Genomic DNA, 15,535 nt, shown 5'->3' on the forward strand with positions numbered 1-15,535 from the left:
CCTGCTGGAACCGGGGTCAGTTCCAGTCGGAGAAGGCCGAGAAGCCGCTGTCGGCGAGGCTCTCGGAGACGCCTTCGAGGTCTTCGGGCAACAGGCTCCAGACGATGAGGTCGGTGCGCACCTGCAGCCAGCCTCCGAAGGGGTCGCCGCCGTTGCGCGTGCGCGCTATCCAGGCGCCGCGCAGGACGCCCTCGCTGATGCAGCCGATCTTCTGCGCGACCTGCTGGGCGGCGGTGTTGTCGGCGGCGGTGCGCAGTTCGATGCGTTCGAACTTCTGGTCGTGGAACAGCCATTGGGCGGTGGCGAGCGCCGCCTCCGACGCGTAGCCCTCGCCGCGGGCCCAGGGGGCGACGACGTAGTTCAGTTCGGTGGAGCGCACGCGCCAGTCGGTGCACTTGAGTTGGACGATGCCGACGAGGCGCTGGGTGAGGAATTCGGTGACGGCGAGGACGAGGCCGCGGCCCTCGGCGCGCTCGGCGGGGGCCAGTCGGGTGATCCAGTCGTGCGCGTCGGCCTCGGTGAAGGGCTCGGGCACGGAGGTCCAGGCAGTGACCTGTTCGTCGTTCATCATCTCCGCGTACGCGGGGACGTCCGCCTCTTCGAGGGGGCGCAGCACCAGCCGCTCCGTGCTGATGGAGATGTCGGGGAACCCAGCCGAGCCCGACGTGCCCGATGTGCCCGAGGAGGCTGTAGTCATGCGCCGCTCCGTAACCTTCATAGACCTGAAGGACCTTCACCTTTCGGCCTTCTGAAGTGCCCAGCATGCAGCATGTGCGGGCGCAGACGCACCACGGGGTCCTCTCCCGGTGTGGAGGAGGACCCCGTGGGTGGCACGCGCGCGTGAGGCCGTTCAGCCCGCCCGGACGGGCAGGACGGAACCCCTGTACTTGTCCTCGATGAACCTCTTCACCTCGGGTGAAGTCAGCAGTTTCGCCAGCTTCCTGACCCGCGGGTCGTCCTCGTCGCCCTTCTTGACGGCGAGGACGTTGTTGTAGGGGTTGCTCTTCGGGGACTCGAGGAGGATCGCGTCCTTCTTGGGGCTGAGCTTCGCGTCGAGCGCGTAGTTGTTGTTGATGACCGCCGCGTCGAGGTCGTCGAGGGAGCGCGGCAGCTGCGCCGGTTCGAGCGGCTTGACGGTGAGCTTCTTCGGGTTGGACGTGATGTCCTCGGGCGTCGCGGTGCCGCCGACGCCCTTCTTCAGCCCGATGAGGCCCTTGGAGGCGAGCAGTTGGAGCGCCCGGCCCTCGTTGGTCGTGTCGTTCGGGACACCCACGGTCGCGCCCTCGGGGAGCCGGGCGACGTCCTTGACCTTCTTCGCGTACACACCCATCGGGGGCAGGTACACCTCGGTGACCGGCACCAGGTCCGCGTCCTTCGACTTGTTGAAGTCCTCGAGGTACGGGGTGTGCTGGTACAGGTTGGCGTCGAGGGAGCCCTCCTGGAGCGCGGTGTTCGGCGTGACGTAGTCCGTGAACTCCGTGATCCGCAGGTCGAGGCCCTCCTTCTTCGCGAGGTGCTGCTCGATGTACGCGAGGACCTCGCCGGCCGGCGTCGGGGTGGCGCCGACCACGAGCTCCCCGTCGTTCCCGGTGTCCGCGCCGCACGCGGTGAGGCCCAGAGCCAGGGTCAGGGCCCCCGCCGCGGCGGCGATGGCGGGCGTGCGCACGGTCAGAACGCCGCGACGACGGCGCCGTCGTACTTGTCGTCGATGAACTTCTTGACCTCGGGCGAGGTGAGGAGCTTGGCGAGCTTCTTCACGCGCGGGTCGTTCTCGTCGCCCTTCTTGACGGCGAGGAAGTTGCCGTAGGGGTTGCCCTTGGCGGGCTCGGCGGCGATGGCGTCCTTGGCGGGGCTGAGCGCGGGCTTGGCCTCCAGGGCGTAGTTGCCGTTGATCACCGCGGCGTCGACGTCGGCCAGGGTGCGGGGCACCGTGGGGGCCTCGAGCTCCTTGAACTTGATGTTCTTGGGGTTCTTGGCGATGTCCTTGGGGGTGGCCTCGTAGCCCACGCCCTTCTTCAGCTCGATGATGCCGTTGTCCGCGAGGAGCTTGAGCGCGCGGGCCTCGTTGGTGGTGTCGTTCGGAATGGCGACGGTGGCGCCGTTCTTCAGCTCACCGAGCTTCTTGACCTTCTGCGAGTAGACGCCGAGCGGCTCCAGGTGAACCGTGGCTCCCGGGACGGGCACGATGTCGGTGCCGCGCTTCTTGTTGAAGTCGTCCAGGTACGGCTTGTGCTGGAAGTAGTTGGCGAAGACCTCGCCCTGTTCCACGGCGGTGTTCGGCGTGACGTAGTCGGTGAATTCCTTCACCTCGAGGTCGAGGCCCGCCTTCTTGGCGAGGTTCTTCTGGACGTAGTCCAGGATCTCGCCCTGCGGCGTCGGGGTCGCGGCGACGACGAGCGGGCCGTCCTTGTCGCCGGAGCCCTTGTCGGAGCCGCAGCCGGAGAGCCCGAGAGTGAGGGCTCCGGCGGCGAGGACAGCGGTGGTGATCTTGGCGGTGTTACGCACGAAAAGTGCCTTTCTCCATGGGTGGTGCAGCCCCGCGTTGGTGTGCGGGGAAGTCTGCGGTGGCGCCGGTGGGGCCGGTCAGCCGGTCTTCGTGGTCGACTCGGCGGCGACCGTGCCGGGCAGCGTGCCGCGCAGCGGCCGGAAGAGCAGCAGCCGGCCGGAGCCGCCGCCGCGCTTGTGCAGCCTGCGGGCCGCGTAGTCGCCCACGAACTGGATGATCGAGATGACCACGGCGAGGATCGCCACGGTGATCCACATGAGCTCGGTCTCGAAGCGCTGGTAGCCGTAGCGCAGGGCGAGGTCGCCGAGACCGCCGCCGCCGACGGTGCCCGCCATGGCGGAGTAGCCGATGAGGGCGACGATCGTGGTGGTGGCGCCGGAGATCAGCGAGGGCAGCGACTCCGGGACGAGGACCTTGCGCACGACGGTCCAGGTGGAGCCGCCCATCGACTCCACGGCTTCGACGAGCCCGCCGTCGACCTCACGGATGGAGGTCTCCACCAGGCGCGCGAAGAACGGGATGGCGCCGATGGCCAGCGGCACGAGGGCGGCCTCGCGGCCGATCGTGGTACCGGTGATCCAGCGCGTGAAGCCCATCAGGGCGACCATCAGGATGATGAAGGGCATCGAGCGCGCGATGTTCACGATCTGCCCGATCACCTTGTTGAGGAGGGCGTTCTGCAGCAGCCCGCCGCGCTCGGTGAGGACGAGCAGGACGCCGAGCGGCAGTCCGGCGGCGACGGCTATCAGCGTCGACCAGCCCACCATGTAGAGGGTGTCCCAACAGGCCTGCTCCAGCAGGGGCTGCATCTCCGACCAGGTCACTTGGCACCTTCCTTGACCAGCAGCGGCTCGCTCTTCGGCGTCGGCGCGGGGTCTTCGCCCGCGATGTCGACCTGCAGCCCCTGCTCGCGCAGGAAGCCGATCGGGACGACGTTCTCCTCGAAGCGGCCGGGCAGCTCGATGCGCATGCGGCCGACCTGGCGGCCCGCGACGGTGTCCATCGCGGCGCCGAGGATCGAGATGTCGATGTTGTACGTGCGCGACAGCTGGGAGATGACCGGCTGGGTGGCGGCCTCGCCGTGGAAGGTCACGTCGACGACGGTGCGGTCGTCGCCCGTGGCCTCGCCGCTGACCGGGAAGAGCGCGGCGGCGAGCTCGGATCCCGGCGTCGCGAGCAGCTCGCTGACGGTGCCGGACTCGATGATCTGTCCGCGCTCCATGAGGGCGGCGGAGTCGCAGACGCTCTTGACGACGTCCATCTCGTGCGTGATGAGCAGGACGGTCAGGCCGAGCTGCTGGTTGAGGTCGCGCAGGAGCTGGAGGATGGAGCGGGTCGTCTCGGGGTCGAGGGCGCTGGTCGCCTCGTCGGAGAGCAGCACCTTCGGGTCGCCGGCCAGGGCGCGGGCGATGCCGACGCGCTGCTTCTGGCCGCCGGAGAGCTGGGCCGGGTAGGACTTCGCCTTGTCGGCGAGACCGACCAGGTCGAGCAGTTCGAGCGCCTTGCGGGAGCGCTCGGCGCCGCTGAGACCGAGGATCTCCAGCGGCAGCTCGACGTTGTCCTGCACGGTCCTGGAGGACAGCAGGTTGAAGTGCTGGAAGACCATGCCGATGCGGCTGCGGGCCCGGCGCAGTTCCTTGCCCGCGCGCGGACCGCGTCCCGCCAGGGCGGTGAGGTCCTGGCCGGCGACGGTCACGGTGCCGGAGGTGGGGCGTTCCAGGAGGTTGACGCAGCGGATCAGGGAGGACTTGCCGGCGCCGGACTGGCCGATGACGCCGTACACCTCGCCCTCGCGGACGTGCAGGTCGACTCCGTCGAGGGCGGTTACTTCACGACCGCGTGAGCGGTAGACCTTGGTGAGGCCGGAAGTGGTGATCACAGGGGTTTCCGTCACTGTCGAGTGCGCGGCGCGGGATGCGCCGGGCACGGGGCATTCGTTCGGAACGCGGCACGGTTCTCGCGGTGGTGGTGCGGTGGGACCGGAGGACGTGTGCGCGGGGGCCGGCTCGCCTCCTACGTCGACTTGTCGACTCCATGGGGTTCATCGAGTACGTCGGTCGGGAGCGGCACAGCGGCTTCGCTTCGGGGCGCGAGGCTCAGAGGTGGTGCGGGGGCCCTCAGAAGGCGCACATTCGACACATACAACGAGCACCGGGCGTCGTGATCGCCTCGGTCGCAAGGGTGCGGCTGCTCGTCGTGGTCATGGGGCCAAGTAAAACACGCGTGAGGTCGGCGTCCGCCACCGCTGTCCGCATTACGGACAGCGGTGGGACGACGACGGACGCGCGACGCCGGCGGGTCAGTCGGCGGTCACGATCTCCACGCCGCCCGCCGTGGCCTGCGCGGACACGGCGGAGAGGTCCTTGACGACGACGTCGGCGGAGAGCTCGGAGGCGTCGTGCGTTGTGGCCAACGCCACGGTGGTCATGCCCGCGGCGCGGCCCGCCTGGAGTCCGGCGGGCGCGTCCTCGAAGACGACGCAGCGCGCGGGGTCGGCGCCGAGCTTCTCGGCCGCGAGGAGGAAGGGCTCCGGGTCGGGCTTGCCGTGCGTGATGTCGTCGGCGGCTATGAGGAGGCCGGGGCGGATGCCGACCTCGGCGAGCCTGGCCTCGGCGAGGACACGGGTCGCGGAGGTCACCACGGCCCAGCGGTCCATCGGCAGGGAGTCCAGGAGCTCACGCGTACCGGGCAGCAGGACGACACCGCCCGCGACGTCGGAGACCTCCAGCTCGTCGATGCGGGCGACGGCCTCGGCGACCTTCTCCGGCGGCAGCAGGTCGGCGGCGATGTCGGCGGCGGGGCGCCCGTGCAGCTCGACCCGGCCGAACTCCTCCGCGGTGATCCCGTACTCCCGCGCCCACCGCGTCCAGCAGCGGTACACCGACTCCAGGGAGGAGACGAGAGTGCCGTCGTTGTCGAACAGGAGCGCGTCAGCATGGATCTTCATGAGCATCGAGCGTACGGGGCGCTCCCACGGGCGGTGCAGGGGGCCGAGGGCCGGACGCGGGGGTCCCAGGGCCGGACGCGGCGGGCCGGAGGACCCGTAATAAAGTCACGGGCATGCTTGTTGCCCTGACGATCGCGACCTCGGTGGCCGCGCTCGCCCTCGCCGCCTGGTGCGGTTTCGCCGCGTACCGCGACCAGCCGACCAAGGACTGGCACTTCATCGGCATGGGCGTGGTGACCCTGCTGGCCGCCGTCCAGCTGGTCGCCGGCATCGTCCAGCTCGCCCGCGGCGAGCAGGCGGAACAGGGCACGGTGATCTTCGTGGCCTATCTCATCGGCGCTTTCGCGTGCGTCCCCGCGGCGGGCTTCATGTCGCTGGCCGAGCGCAGCCGCTGGGGCTCCGTGACGGTCGCCGCGGGCGGCGTGGTGCTCGCGGTGCTCGAAGTGCGGCTCTATGACATCTGGGGAGGCTGAGGTGACGGTGACCGAGGAGAGCGAGCCCCGTGACGGCCGTCAGAAGCTGATCGCCGGGCCGGGCATCCTGCTGGTGTGGCTGTACGGCGTGATGGTCGTCGGCGCCGTGTCGCGCTCGGCCGTGCAGATCTCCACGGACTTCGACAAGGCCCCGCTCGCGTACTCGCTCTCCGCGCTCGCGGGCCTCGTCTACGGCTTCATCACGTACTCGCTGGTGCGCGGCGGGAGCACGGCCCGCACGGCGGCGCTCGTGTGCTGCGCCGCCGAGCTGGTCGGCGTGCTCGGGGTGGGCACGTGGACGCTGGTGGAGCCGTCCGCCTTCCCGGACGCCACAGTGTGGTCGGACTTCGGGATGGGCTACCTCTTCATCCCGGTGATCCTGCCGGTGACGGCGATCTTCTGGCTGATGAAGGCGCGCAGGGCGGGGCGCTGAGCACGCCCGGGGCCGAGCCCCTCCGGAGCTGAGGGCCTCCGGAGCTGAGCGCCTCCGGAGCCGAGAGCCCGGCCCCCGCGCGTCAGGCCCCGGCTTGCGCCTTCGTCACCCGGTCCAGCTGGGCGTCGATCAGGTCGAGATCGGGCCCGGTGAGCTCCCAGGGCGCTTCGAGGTTGGTGGCCTGGAAGGTGACGACGGTCGAGCCGCTGCGGATCACGGTGTACCGAGCGCTCGCCGACTCGCCGTTGACGCCGCCCTGGAGGACGTACGCGACGGCGTCGTCACCGAGACCTTGGGCGGGCCAGTCCTCGACGTCGCCGTACGTCCCCTTGGCGCTCTCGAAGCCGCTGCCGCACTTCGCCACCGCTTCGCGGAGCCCGGCCATCACCTTCTTGGCGCCGGCCGTGTCGTGCGCGGCGAGCCCGACGACGAGCTCGGTGCCCTTCGGCTCGGTGTACGTGGAGCCCTTCTCGATGACGGAGTAGGGGTGGAAGGCCTTCGGCTGTGGGCTGGAGCTGTACGACAGCATCTGGTCCAGTGGGCGGCACCGGGCCGGGGTGGCACTGGATTCCGCTTTTCCGTAGGCGGCGGCCACCCCGTTGTTCAGGGCCCGGATCCGGTGCCGCGCACCCACGTCGGCGTCGGTGAGGGCCATGGCCTTCAGGGCGGCCGGCCGATCCCGGTCGGCCGCCCCTCCGGCCTTCACCCCCTGCGAGGCCCGGGCCCCCTTCTTCGCGTCGGCCCGGTCCTCGGCGTCACCGGAGCCGCCACCGCACGCGACCGCGCCAAGCAGCACCGGTAACACCAGGGCAGCCGAGTACCGCGTGCACCGCTCCTGAAAAGTACGCATCTGAAGTCCCCACCCATAGTTCAGAACATCGCCACGTGATGTTCACAGCTGGGTGAGTCAACGCTCCGGCCGATCAGGCCGTCAATGTGACGTGGGACACGCCTTCGCCGCTCGTGTCCGAGTCCTTGGCGAGGGTCACGACCGTGAGCCGGTCGTCGACGCGCTGGGTCTTGACCGGGGCGTAGCCGTGCTTGCGGTACAGCTGGAGGTTCTGTTCGCTGCGGTGGCCGGTGAAGAGCTGGAAGGATTTCGCGGTGCCGTCCGCACCGAGGCGGAGCTCTATGGCGTCGAGGAGCCGGCCGCCGAGGCCGTGCCGCTGCATCCTCGGGTGGACGATGAGCTTGCCGATGCGCGCGGTGCCGTCGGCGTCGACCGTGCCGCGCACGGAGGCCACCACCTCGGTGCCGAGCCGGGCCACCAGGACGGTGCCCGCGGCCAGCTCCGCTCTGACGGAGTCGAGGGACTGGGTCAGGGGTTCGATCGAGTAGTCGCCGTAGAGCTCGGCCTCGCTCTGGTAGCAGAGGTACTGCAGTTTGAGGATCTGTTCGGCGGCGTCCTGGTCGTCGGCCGCCGCCTCCGAGATGGTCACGCTCATGCCCATGTGTGCATGCCTCCCGCTCACCTGCTCCACCGGTTGTCTAACGCTCCATTCCCCGCAGGGCTGGAGCCGCAACCTCCGCCGCCAGCATTCTGCGCAGGCATCCCAGGCAACGGGAACGTTCTGGCCCCAGACTCCCCTGTGACATTCCCAACTCCCCTGCGATTTCTCGGTAGGTGAGGTCTTCGGGGGACAGAAGTGCGGCCATGAGACGGGGGCAGCGGCCGGGCAGTCTGCGCACCGCGGCGTGCAGTGCGCGGTCCCGGTCGGCGGTCAGGGCGCGCTGCTCGGGGCCGCGCTCGGCGTCGTCGGCGGGCTCGGTCGCGTACGCCGCTTCCTGTCGGCTCGTACGCCGGGTGCGGCGCGCCTCGGCCTGGACGGCGCCGCGCAGCCACAGCGCCGGGTCGGCGGGCGGCCCGTCGGACTCCAGGCGCTCCAACAGGCGCAGCCAGACGGCCTGTTCGAGGTCGCCGGGGTCGGTGCCCGAGCCGAGCGCCTCCGCGGACGCCTCGGCGGCGAGCAGCGGGCGCAGTGTGGGGATGAGCGTGGGGATGAGGTCGTACGTCATGCACGGCGGGACGCGGCCGCTCCGGCGCCGGGTTTCCGGAGCGGCCGTGTCTCACCCCAACCGGGGCCGCGACCTCACCGGTTGACGAAGTCCGCGGCGGCGAGCAGGGCGGTGTCCGGGTTGTCGGAGAAGATGCCGTCGATGCCCGTCGCGAAGTAGGTCTTGAAGGCGCCGAAGGCGTCTCCGTAGGCGGCCGGGTCGGTGCCCTTCCTGAAGTTCGCGGGCAGGAAGGTGTTCTCGTTGCGCATCGTGTACGGGTGGAGGATCAGGTCGGCCGCGTGCGCGTCGTCGACGAGCGTGGTCGGGGTGCCGAGGCTGCCGTCGGCCTTCCTCGGGATGATCAGGTCGAGGGTCGGGCCGATGCCCTGCGCGAAGCGCGCCATCCACCGCAGCCCTTCGGGCTTGATCAGGTCGGCGACGGTGCGCGGGTCGCCCGCCTCGACGAAGTCCCAGGGGCGGGAGTTCGCGCTGGACAGGAGCACGACGCGCGGCGCCGAGACCAGTTTGGCCAGGCGCTGGATGCTGCTGGGCTCGAAGGACTGCAGGAAGGTGGGCGAGTTCTTCTTGTGCCTGCCGTAGCGGCGCAGGAGCTTGGCGAGCGGCTCTTCGAGGCCGAGGCCCAGCTTGCGGAAGTACGTGGGGTGCTTGGTCTCGATGTGCAGCCAGATGGGCTTCCCGCGCTTGCGGCCCTCCTTCTCGGCCCAGCGGAAGACCTCTTCGAGGGTGGGGACGTCCCAGCGGCCGTCGTAGAGGGTGTTGCGCTGGCGGGTGCCGGGGATGCGCTCCTTGGCGCGCAGCGTCTTCAGCTCGGCGAGCGTGAAGTCCTCGGTGAACCAGCCGGTGAGGCTGGTGCCGTCGACGGACTTGGTGGTCTTGCGGGAGGCGAACTCGGGGTGGGCCGAGACGTCCGTCGTCGCCGTGATGTCGTTCTCGTGACGGCAGACGAGATAGCCGTCCTTGGTGGGCACGACGTCCTGCTCGATGACGTGCGCGCCCATGTCGAGGGCGAGCTGGTACGAGCCGAGCGTGTGTTCCGGCCGATAGCCGCTGGCGCCCCGGTGGGCCACGACCGTCGGCACGGGCAGCGACTTGTATCCGCCATGTCTGCCGTGCCCGCCGCCGTGCCGTTCGTCCGCTCTCGCCACGCCGGGCAGCCCCACGGCGGCGGTGCCCGCACCGAGGATCGCCGCCCCCAGTACCGCTCGACGCCCCCGGCTGGTCCCCGACTGCTGCTGCCCCGACTCCTGCGTCGCCATTGGCGCTCCTCCCGATGTACCGCTGCCTTGCACCTGACAAAGCGGGACTGATCGTAGGTGGCCACAAGTGACCTGTGGGAGACCCCTGAAGGAACGGCGGGGTGACGTGGCGTGGCGAGTGGGCGCACCATGGGGGTGGTGGTGCGTGCCGAGCGGCCACCACGCGGAGCGAACGGTGTGCGTGACAAGAACCACTGATTCGGGCCACAGCGACCCCGCGGGGATACGGTCGTCCCACGGGCGACGGCCCCGGGCGACACCGCACGGAATCAGGTCAACACTGCGTATCGGGGCCATGAACCCGATGTGCAAAGGGCGGTGGCCCGCGAGTACCGTACTCACCTGCACTTACTCGTCGTCGACCCGTTGACACCGGAGGGCCTGTTGTCCCGTCTAGCGCTCATCAAGGCAGTGCTCGGACCGATCTTGCGCCTGATGTTCCGCCCACGGGTAGAAGGCGCCGAGAACATCCCGGGGACCGGGCCCGTCATCCTGGCCGGAAACCACCTGACGTTCATCGACTCGATGATCCTGCCGCTCGTGACCAACCGGCCGGTGTTCTTCATCGGCAAGGACGAGTACGTCACCGGCAAGGGCCTCAAGGGCCGCCTCATGGCGTGGTTCTTCACCGGCGTCGGCATGATCCCGGTCGACCGGGACGGCGGGCGCGGCGGTGTCGCCGCGCTGATGACCGGCCGGCGCATCCTCGACGACGGCAAGGTCTTCGGCATCTACCCCGAGGGGACGCGCTCCCCCGACGGCCGGCTCTACCGGGGCCGTACGGGCATCGCCCGCCTCACCCTGATGACCGGCGCGCCCGTCGTCCCCTTCGCGATGATCGGCACGGACAAGCTCCAGCCCGGCGGCAAGGGGCTGCCGCGGCCCGGCAAGGTGACGGTCCGCTTCGGCGAGGCGATGGAGTTCTCCCGGTACGACGGGATGGACCGCGACCGCTATGTGCTGCGCGCGGTGACGGACTCCGTGATGACGGAGGTCATGCTGCTGTCGGGGCAGGAGTACGTGGACATGTACGCCACGAAGGCGAAGGCCGCGTAGGCCTGCGGGGCTTGAGCGGATTACTTGCGCTTGTTTGTCGGGTGCGGGTTGTGTGTGGCTGGTCGCGCAGTTCCCCGCGCCCCTTAAAAGCCCGCAGCAGGCGGCGACGGACGGCACCCCCCTAGGGGCGCGGGGAACTGCGCGCCCAGCCCCCACCGGCCCGCGGCCGACGAACCCGCCCCGCGTAGCGGTCAGTGTTCGGGGCCCGGGCCGTCCTCCAGTTTCTGGTCCTTCAGGAGGAACCAGGCGACCGCCGCGGTCACGAGGAGAACCCCCGCCCCGACGCCCGCCGCGAGGCGAAGCCCGTCGACGAAGGCCGTCTGGGCCGCCGAGAGAAGCACGTCCGCCTGCGCGGACGGAAGATCCGCCACCGACTCCACCGCGCCGCCGAGCGATTCGTGCGAGGCGGACGCCACGTCGGGCGGCGTGCCCGGTGGGGCCGTGAAGTCGCGGTAGACACCGGTGACGATGGAGCCCAGCAGGGCGATGCCGAGGGCCGCGCCCAGTTCGTACGCCGTCTCGGAGACCGCGGAGGCCGCGCCCGCCTGTTCCTTGGGGACGCTGGAGAGGATGACGTCGGCGGTGACGGTGAAGGAGAAGCCCGCGCCGATACCGACGACCAGGAGCGACGCGCCGAGCAGCGGATAGCCGGTGTGCTGGCTCAGCGCCGTCAGCGCGGCGAGCGAGAGACCGACCGCGGCGAGGCCGCCCGCGACCACGATCCGCACCGAGAACCGCCGGGCCACCATGCCCGCGATGAGGCCCGCCCCCACCGCGCCCACCGCGGCGGGCAGTTCGGCGAGGCCCGCCTCGAACGGGCGCCTGCCCTGGACCAGTTGCAGGAACTGGGAGAGGAAGAAGACCAGGCCGGACAGGCCGAGGACGGTCAGCAGGTCGGCGAGGACCGCACCGGAGAACCCGCGGTTGCGGAAGAGCCGCATGTCCAGGAGCGGCGCGGGGAGCGTGAGTTGGCGGCGTACGAACCAGACGAGCGCGGCGACACCGATGACGGCGGCCGTCACGGCGTCCCAGCGCAGCCCGTGCGCGGCCGCCTCCTTGATGGCGTACACCACCGCGATCATGCCGATGAGCGAGAGCGCGACACTGATCAGGTCCCAGGGTCCTGGCGCCGGGTTCTTGGACTCGGGCAGGAACTTGATGCCGACGAGGACGAGCACGGCCATCACCGGCAGGTTGATGAGGAAGACCGAGCCCCACCAGAAGTGTTCGAGCAGGAAGCCGCCGACGACGGGCCCGACGGCCGCGCCCGCGGAGGCCATGGCGCCCCAGATGCCGACCGCGAGGCTGCGCTCGCGCGGGTCGTGGAAGATGTTCCGGATCAGCGCCAGCGTCGACGGCATCAGTGTCGCGCCCGCGACACCGAGCAGCGCGCGGGCCAGGATCATCAGCTCGGGGCTGGTGGCGTACGAGTTGAGGACCGACACCGCGCCGAAGGCGACGGCTCCGGTGAGCAGCAGCTTCTTGCGGCCGATGCGGTCGCCGAGGCTGCCCATGGAGACGAGCAGGCCCGCGATCACGAAGGAGTAGACGTCTCCGATCCACAGCAGTTGGGTGCCGGAGGGTTTGAGGTCCTCGCTGATGTACGGCGTCGCCAGGCCGAGCACGGTCGCGTCGACGGCGACCAGGAGCACGGCCAGCGCGAGCACGGCGAGCGCGAGCCAGCGGCCGGGGCTGCGCTCCGCCTCCGGTGCCGCTGTCGGCCGGTGAATGCTGGTCATGAGTCCACTCTCCGCTGTACGCCGCCGATCAGCAGCTCGGCGATCATGTACGAGACGTCGTTGGCGGCCACCCGGCCGTCCTGGACGGCCCAGGCGCCGGAGCCGATGAGGCCGTAGAGCGCCTCGGTCAGCCAGGCGGGGGTCAGGTCGATGCGGAACTCGCCGCTCTCCTGGCCGCGCCGGAAGAGCGCGGCGAGCCGCTCGTCGATGCGGGACCAGCCCTCGTGCTGCGCGTCGCCCTCGAAGAGCTGGTTCTCGGTGTAGAGGAAGGCGAGCAGCCCGGCGGCCGGCTCGAGCTCCTTCACCAGGCGCCGCAGGGCGTCGCCCGCGCCGCCCTCGCCGAGCCCGGCGCGCCCGAGGGCGGCCTCGCACTCCTGGAGGCCCAGCTCTTCCAGGGCGAGGACGAGCGCGTCGCGGCCGGCGAAGTGGCGGTGGAGGGTCGCCCTGCTGATGCCCGCGGCGCGGGCGACCTCGTCCATGGTGGCGGTTGCCTTGCGGGTGAGCAGGGCCGCGGCGGTGCGCAGGACCTGATCGCGATCGACTGACATGAGACAACCATAAGCCTACTGAGACAAAGACGTCTCAGCGGCCGGGTGGGCCTCAGTTCCAGGGCAGCCGCGCGCGGCCCTCCCAGTACGCGGCGGGGTCCTGGGTGAGCCCCACGAGCCGCTCCACCTGCCCGGCGTCCAGGTCGACGGCGGCGGCGTGCAGGTTGGAGACGAGCTGGACCGAGGTGGCCGCGCCGGACAGGACCACGCCGGTCCAGGGCTCGGCCAGCAGGACGGCCAGCGCCACCGCGTCGCAGCCGAGCCCCGTCTCCTCGGCGACCTCGCGCAGCGCGGGCGGGGCGTACGGTCCGGCGAGCCGGCCGTTGGCCAGGCCCTCCTTGACGATCACGGTGAGCCCCGCGTCGTGCGCCTCGGCGAGCGCGGGCCCCGCGGAGGTCTCCAGGATGTTGTACGTCGCCTGGACGGTGCGAAAGAGCGGCTCCCCGTCGACGGTCACGGCGAGGGCTGCGCGGATCGCGGCCGCCTGTCCCGGGCCGCTCACGGAGAGGCCGACGGTGACACCCTCGGCCGCGAGCTCGGCGAGCCGGGCGTGGAGTTCCTTGTCGGTGAGCGCCGGGCTCTCGGGCGTCACGGAGTGGACCTGGTAGAGGTCGAGCCGGTCGCCGAGCAGGGCGGCGGTCTCGGCGCGCTGACGGGCATACGCCGCCGGGCTGTGGTCCTTGACCTCGTGCGGGCCCTCGACCTCGGTGCGCCAGTCGGCCGTGTAGGTGTAGCCCCACTTGCTGCCGATGACGACGTCGCGGATGTCGGGCCTGGCGTGCAGCCAGTCGGCGAGGAACTCCTCGGAGCGGCCGTACGACCGCGCCACGTCGACGTAGCGGACACCCGAGGCATAGGCCGCGTCGAGGAGTTCGAAGGTGCGTTCGCGCAGGGCCTCGACGCTGCGGGACGGCGGCAGGTCGGTGTCGCGGCCGAGCGTGATGTAGCCGGGCCTGCCGACGGCGGCGAGACCGAGCCCTATGTGCGCGGTCGGGGACGTGGCTTCGGCCAGCCGGGCGAAGGGCATCGCGGGCTCCTCGTTGTAGGGGGTGCCCCGTCAACGTAACCCGCGACGCCCCTGGAAGCTCGCGACGCCCCCGGTGGCCGGCGGCGCCCCCGCGTCACCTGCGGGCGTTCACCCACTCCTTCTGCACCGACAGGTCCGCCTTGACGTCGGCGAGCTGGTCGGCGACGGCCGAGGGCGCGGTGCCGCCGCGGCCGCTGCGGGAGGCCAGCGCACCCGGCACGTTCAGGACGGTGCGCACCTCGGGGGTGAGGTGTTCGGAGATGGCGGCGAACTGGTCGTCGGTGAGGTCGTCGAGCTCCTTGCCCTCGGCCTCGGCGACCTTCACGCACTCGCCCGCGACCTCGTGCGCGACACGGAACGGCACGCCCTGCTTGACCAGCCACTCGGCGATGTCGGTGGCGAGCGAGAAGCCGGCCGGGGCCAGCTCCTCCATGCGCTCGCGGTGGACGGTGAGCGTCGCCATCATGCCGGTGAAGGCGGGCAGCAGGATCTCCAGCTGGTCGCAGGAGTCGAAGACCGGCTCCTTGTCCTCCTGGAGGTCGCGGTTGTACGCGAGCGGGAGGGCCTTGAGCGTGGCGAGCAGGCCCGTCAGATTGCCGATGAGGCGGCCCGACTTGCCCCGCGCCAGCTCGGCGATGTCCGGGTTCTTCTTCTGCGGCATGATCGACGAGCCGGTCGAGAAGGCGTCGTGGAGGGTGACGAAGGAGAACTCCTTCGTGTTCCAGATGATGACCTCCTCGGCGATCCGGGAGAGGTTCACGCCGATCATCGCGGTGATGAAGGCGAACTCCGCGACGAAGTCGCGCGAGGCCGTCCCGTCGATGGAGTTGGCGGACGAGCCGTGCTCGAAGCCGAGGTCCCGCGCGACCGCCTCCGGGTCGAGGCCGAGCGAGGACCCGGCCAGCGCGCCCGAGCCGTACGGCGACACGGCCGTCCGCGAGTCCCACTGCCGCAGCCGCTCCGCGTCCCGGGACAGCGCCTGGACGTGCGCGAGGACGTGGTGCGCGAAGAGCACCGGCTGGGCGTGCTGCAGGTGTGTGCGCCCCGGCATGGCGACGTCGGGGTGCGCCTCGGCGAGACCGACGAGCGCGCCCTGGAGGTCGGCGAGCAGGCCGCCGATGATCCGGGCGTGGTCGCGCAGGTACATCCGGAAGAGCGTCGCCACCTGGTCGTTGCGGGACCGGCCGGCCCGCAGCTTCCCGCCGAGGTCGGGGCCGAGCCGTTCGAGGAGGCCGCGCTCCAGGGCGGTGTGGACGTCCTCGTCGGCGATGGTGCCGACGAACGATCCGTCGGCCACGTCGGCCTCCAGACGGTCGAGCCCGTCCAGCATCCCGGCCAGCTCGTCGTCGGTGAGCAGGCCCGCCGTGTGGAGCACGCGCGCGTGGGCGCGGGATCCCGCGATGTCGTACGGCGCCAGGCGCCAGTCGAAGTGGACCGATGCCGACAGCTTCGCCAGGGCCTCCGCGGGCCCGTCGGCGAACCGTCCGCCCCAGAGCCGGACGTCACCGCCGTTGTTGCTGCTCACTGCACGTAC

17 protein-coding genes are annotated in these 15,535 nt (G+C 70.8%); 3 read left to right on the forward strand and 14 right to left on the reverse strand.

The window, feature by feature from the left end:
- Positions 1-16: 16 nt before the first annotated feature.
- From ACH4D5_RS35110 to ACH4D5_RS35135, 6 genes are all read right to left on the reverse strand, one after another.
- Positions 17-697 (reverse strand): GNAT family N-acetyltransferase, encoded by a 681-nt coding sequence (locus ACH4D5_RS35110; protein WP_398310966.1) that lies wholly within the window; start codon positions 695-697, stop codon positions 17-19.
- A 153-nt stretch (positions 698-850) separates the two neighbouring features.
- Positions 851-1,666, reverse strand: a complete 816-nt coding sequence (locus tag ACH4D5_RS35115) for a MetQ/NlpA family ABC transporter substrate-binding protein (protein WP_398310969.1) — start codon at positions 1,664-1,666, stop codon at positions 851-853.
- A gap of 2 nt (positions 1,667-1,668) precedes the next feature.
- A complete protein-coding gene (locus ACH4D5_RS35120; protein ID WP_398310972.1) occupies positions 1,669-2,505 on the reverse strand; it encodes a MetQ/NlpA family ABC transporter substrate-binding protein in 837 nt (278 codons plus the stop codon).
- A gap of 78 nt (positions 2,506-2,583) precedes the next feature.
- The gene (locus ACH4D5_RS35125; protein WP_398310975.1) at positions 2,584-3,330 is read right to left on the reverse strand and encodes a methionine ABC transporter permease; all 747 of its coding nucleotides are present in this window, start codon (positions 3,328-3,330) and stop codon (positions 2,584-2,586) included.
- Positions 3,327-4,385 (reverse strand): methionine ABC transporter ATP-binding protein, encoded by a 1,059-nt coding sequence (locus ACH4D5_RS35130; RefSeq protein WP_398310978.1) that lies wholly within the window; start codon positions 4,383-4,385, stop codon positions 3,327-3,329. The genes ACH4D5_RS35125 and ACH4D5_RS35130 overlap by 4 nt, the downstream gene beginning before the upstream one ends.
- Positions 4,386-4,805: 420 nt before the next feature.
- The gene (locus ACH4D5_RS35135) at positions 4,806-5,453 is read right to left on the reverse strand and encodes an HAD family hydrolase (RefSeq protein ID WP_398310981.1); all 648 of its coding nucleotides are present in this window, start codon (positions 5,451-5,453) and stop codon (positions 4,806-4,808) included.
- A gap of 113 nt (positions 5,454-5,566) precedes the next feature.
- Between ACH4D5_RS35135 and ACH4D5_RS35140 the strand changes: the two genes are divergently transcribed.
- On the forward strand, positions 5,567-5,926 hold the full coding sequence (locus ACH4D5_RS35140) for a hypothetical protein (RefSeq protein ID WP_398310984.1): 360 nt from the start codon (positions 5,567-5,569) through the stop codon (positions 5,924-5,926).
- The gene (locus ACH4D5_RS35145; RefSeq protein ID WP_398310987.1) at positions 5,907-6,359 is read left to right on the forward strand and encodes a hypothetical protein; all 453 of its coding nucleotides are present in this window, start codon (positions 5,907-5,909) and stop codon (positions 6,357-6,359) included. Before ACH4D5_RS35140 ends, ACH4D5_RS35145 begins: the two co-directional genes overlap by 20 nt.
- An 82-nt stretch (positions 6,360-6,441) precedes the next feature.
- On the opposite strand, the gene ACH4D5_RS35150 is transcribed toward ACH4D5_RS35145, so the two are convergent.
- The 4 genes from ACH4D5_RS35150 to ACH4D5_RS35165 form a co-directional block, all read right to left on the reverse strand.
- A complete protein-coding gene (locus ACH4D5_RS35150; RefSeq protein ID WP_398310990.1) occupies positions 6,442-7,209 on the reverse strand; it encodes a hypothetical protein in 768 nt (255 codons plus the stop codon).
- Between the two features lie 73 nt (positions 7,210-7,282).
- Entirely contained in the window at positions 7,283-7,810 is a 528-nt protein-coding gene (locus ACH4D5_RS35155) for a GNAT family N-acetyltransferase (RefSeq protein WP_398310993.1), read from the reverse strand.
- A 37-nt stretch (positions 7,811-7,847) separates the two neighbouring features.
- Positions 7,848-8,375: an RNA polymerase sigma factor gene (locus ACH4D5_RS35160; protein WP_398310996.1), complete on the reverse strand. Its 528-nt coding sequence runs from the start codon at positions 8,373-8,375 to the stop codon at positions 7,848-7,850.
- A gap of 74 nt (positions 8,376-8,449) precedes the next feature.
- Positions 8,450-9,631 (reverse strand): glycerophosphodiester phosphodiesterase, encoded by a 1,182-nt coding sequence (locus ACH4D5_RS35165; protein ID WP_398310999.1) that lies wholly within the window; start codon positions 9,629-9,631, stop codon positions 8,450-8,452.
- A 435-nt stretch (positions 9,632-10,066) separates the two neighbouring features.
- On the opposite strand from ACH4D5_RS35165, the gene ACH4D5_RS35170 reads away from it, so the two are divergent.
- Positions 10,067-10,687, forward strand: coding sequence for a 1-acyl-sn-glycerol-3-phosphate acyltransferase (locus ACH4D5_RS35170; RefSeq protein WP_223828252.1), 621 nt, complete (start codon positions 10,067-10,069; stop codon positions 10,685-10,687).
- Positions 10,688-10,878: 191 nt separating this feature from the next.
- Here the strand turns inward: ACH4D5_RS35170 and ACH4D5_RS35175 are convergent, their stop codons facing one another.
- The 4 genes from ACH4D5_RS35175 to argH form a co-directional block, all read right to left on the reverse strand.
- Complete coding sequence (locus tag ACH4D5_RS35175) at positions 10,879-12,426, reverse strand: MFS transporter (protein ID WP_398311002.1); 1,548 nt, start codon at positions 12,424-12,426, stop codon at positions 10,879-10,881.
- On the reverse strand, positions 12,423-12,974 hold the full coding sequence (locus ACH4D5_RS35180; protein ID WP_398311005.1) for a TetR/AcrR family transcriptional regulator: 552 nt from the start codon (positions 12,972-12,974) through the stop codon (positions 12,423-12,425). The genes ACH4D5_RS35175 and ACH4D5_RS35180 overlap by 4 nt, the downstream gene beginning before the upstream one ends.
- A 52-nt stretch (positions 12,975-13,026) precedes the next feature.
- Complete coding sequence (locus tag ACH4D5_RS35185) at positions 13,027-14,001, reverse strand: aldo/keto reductase (RefSeq protein WP_398311008.1); 975 nt, start codon at positions 13,999-14,001, stop codon at positions 13,027-13,029.
- A gap of 94 nt (positions 14,002-14,095) precedes the next feature.
- Positions 14,096-15,526, reverse strand: a complete 1,431-nt coding sequence (argH, locus tag ACH4D5_RS35190) for an argininosuccinate lyase (RefSeq protein ID WP_398311011.1) — start codon at positions 15,524-15,526, stop codon at positions 14,096-14,098.
- Positions 15,527-15,535: the final 9 nt, after the last annotated feature.

This window comes from Streptomyces sp. NPDC018029, assembly GCF_044327655.1.
Taxonomy (GTDB): Bacteria; Actinomycetota; Actinomycetes; order Streptomycetales; family Streptomycetaceae; genus Streptomyces.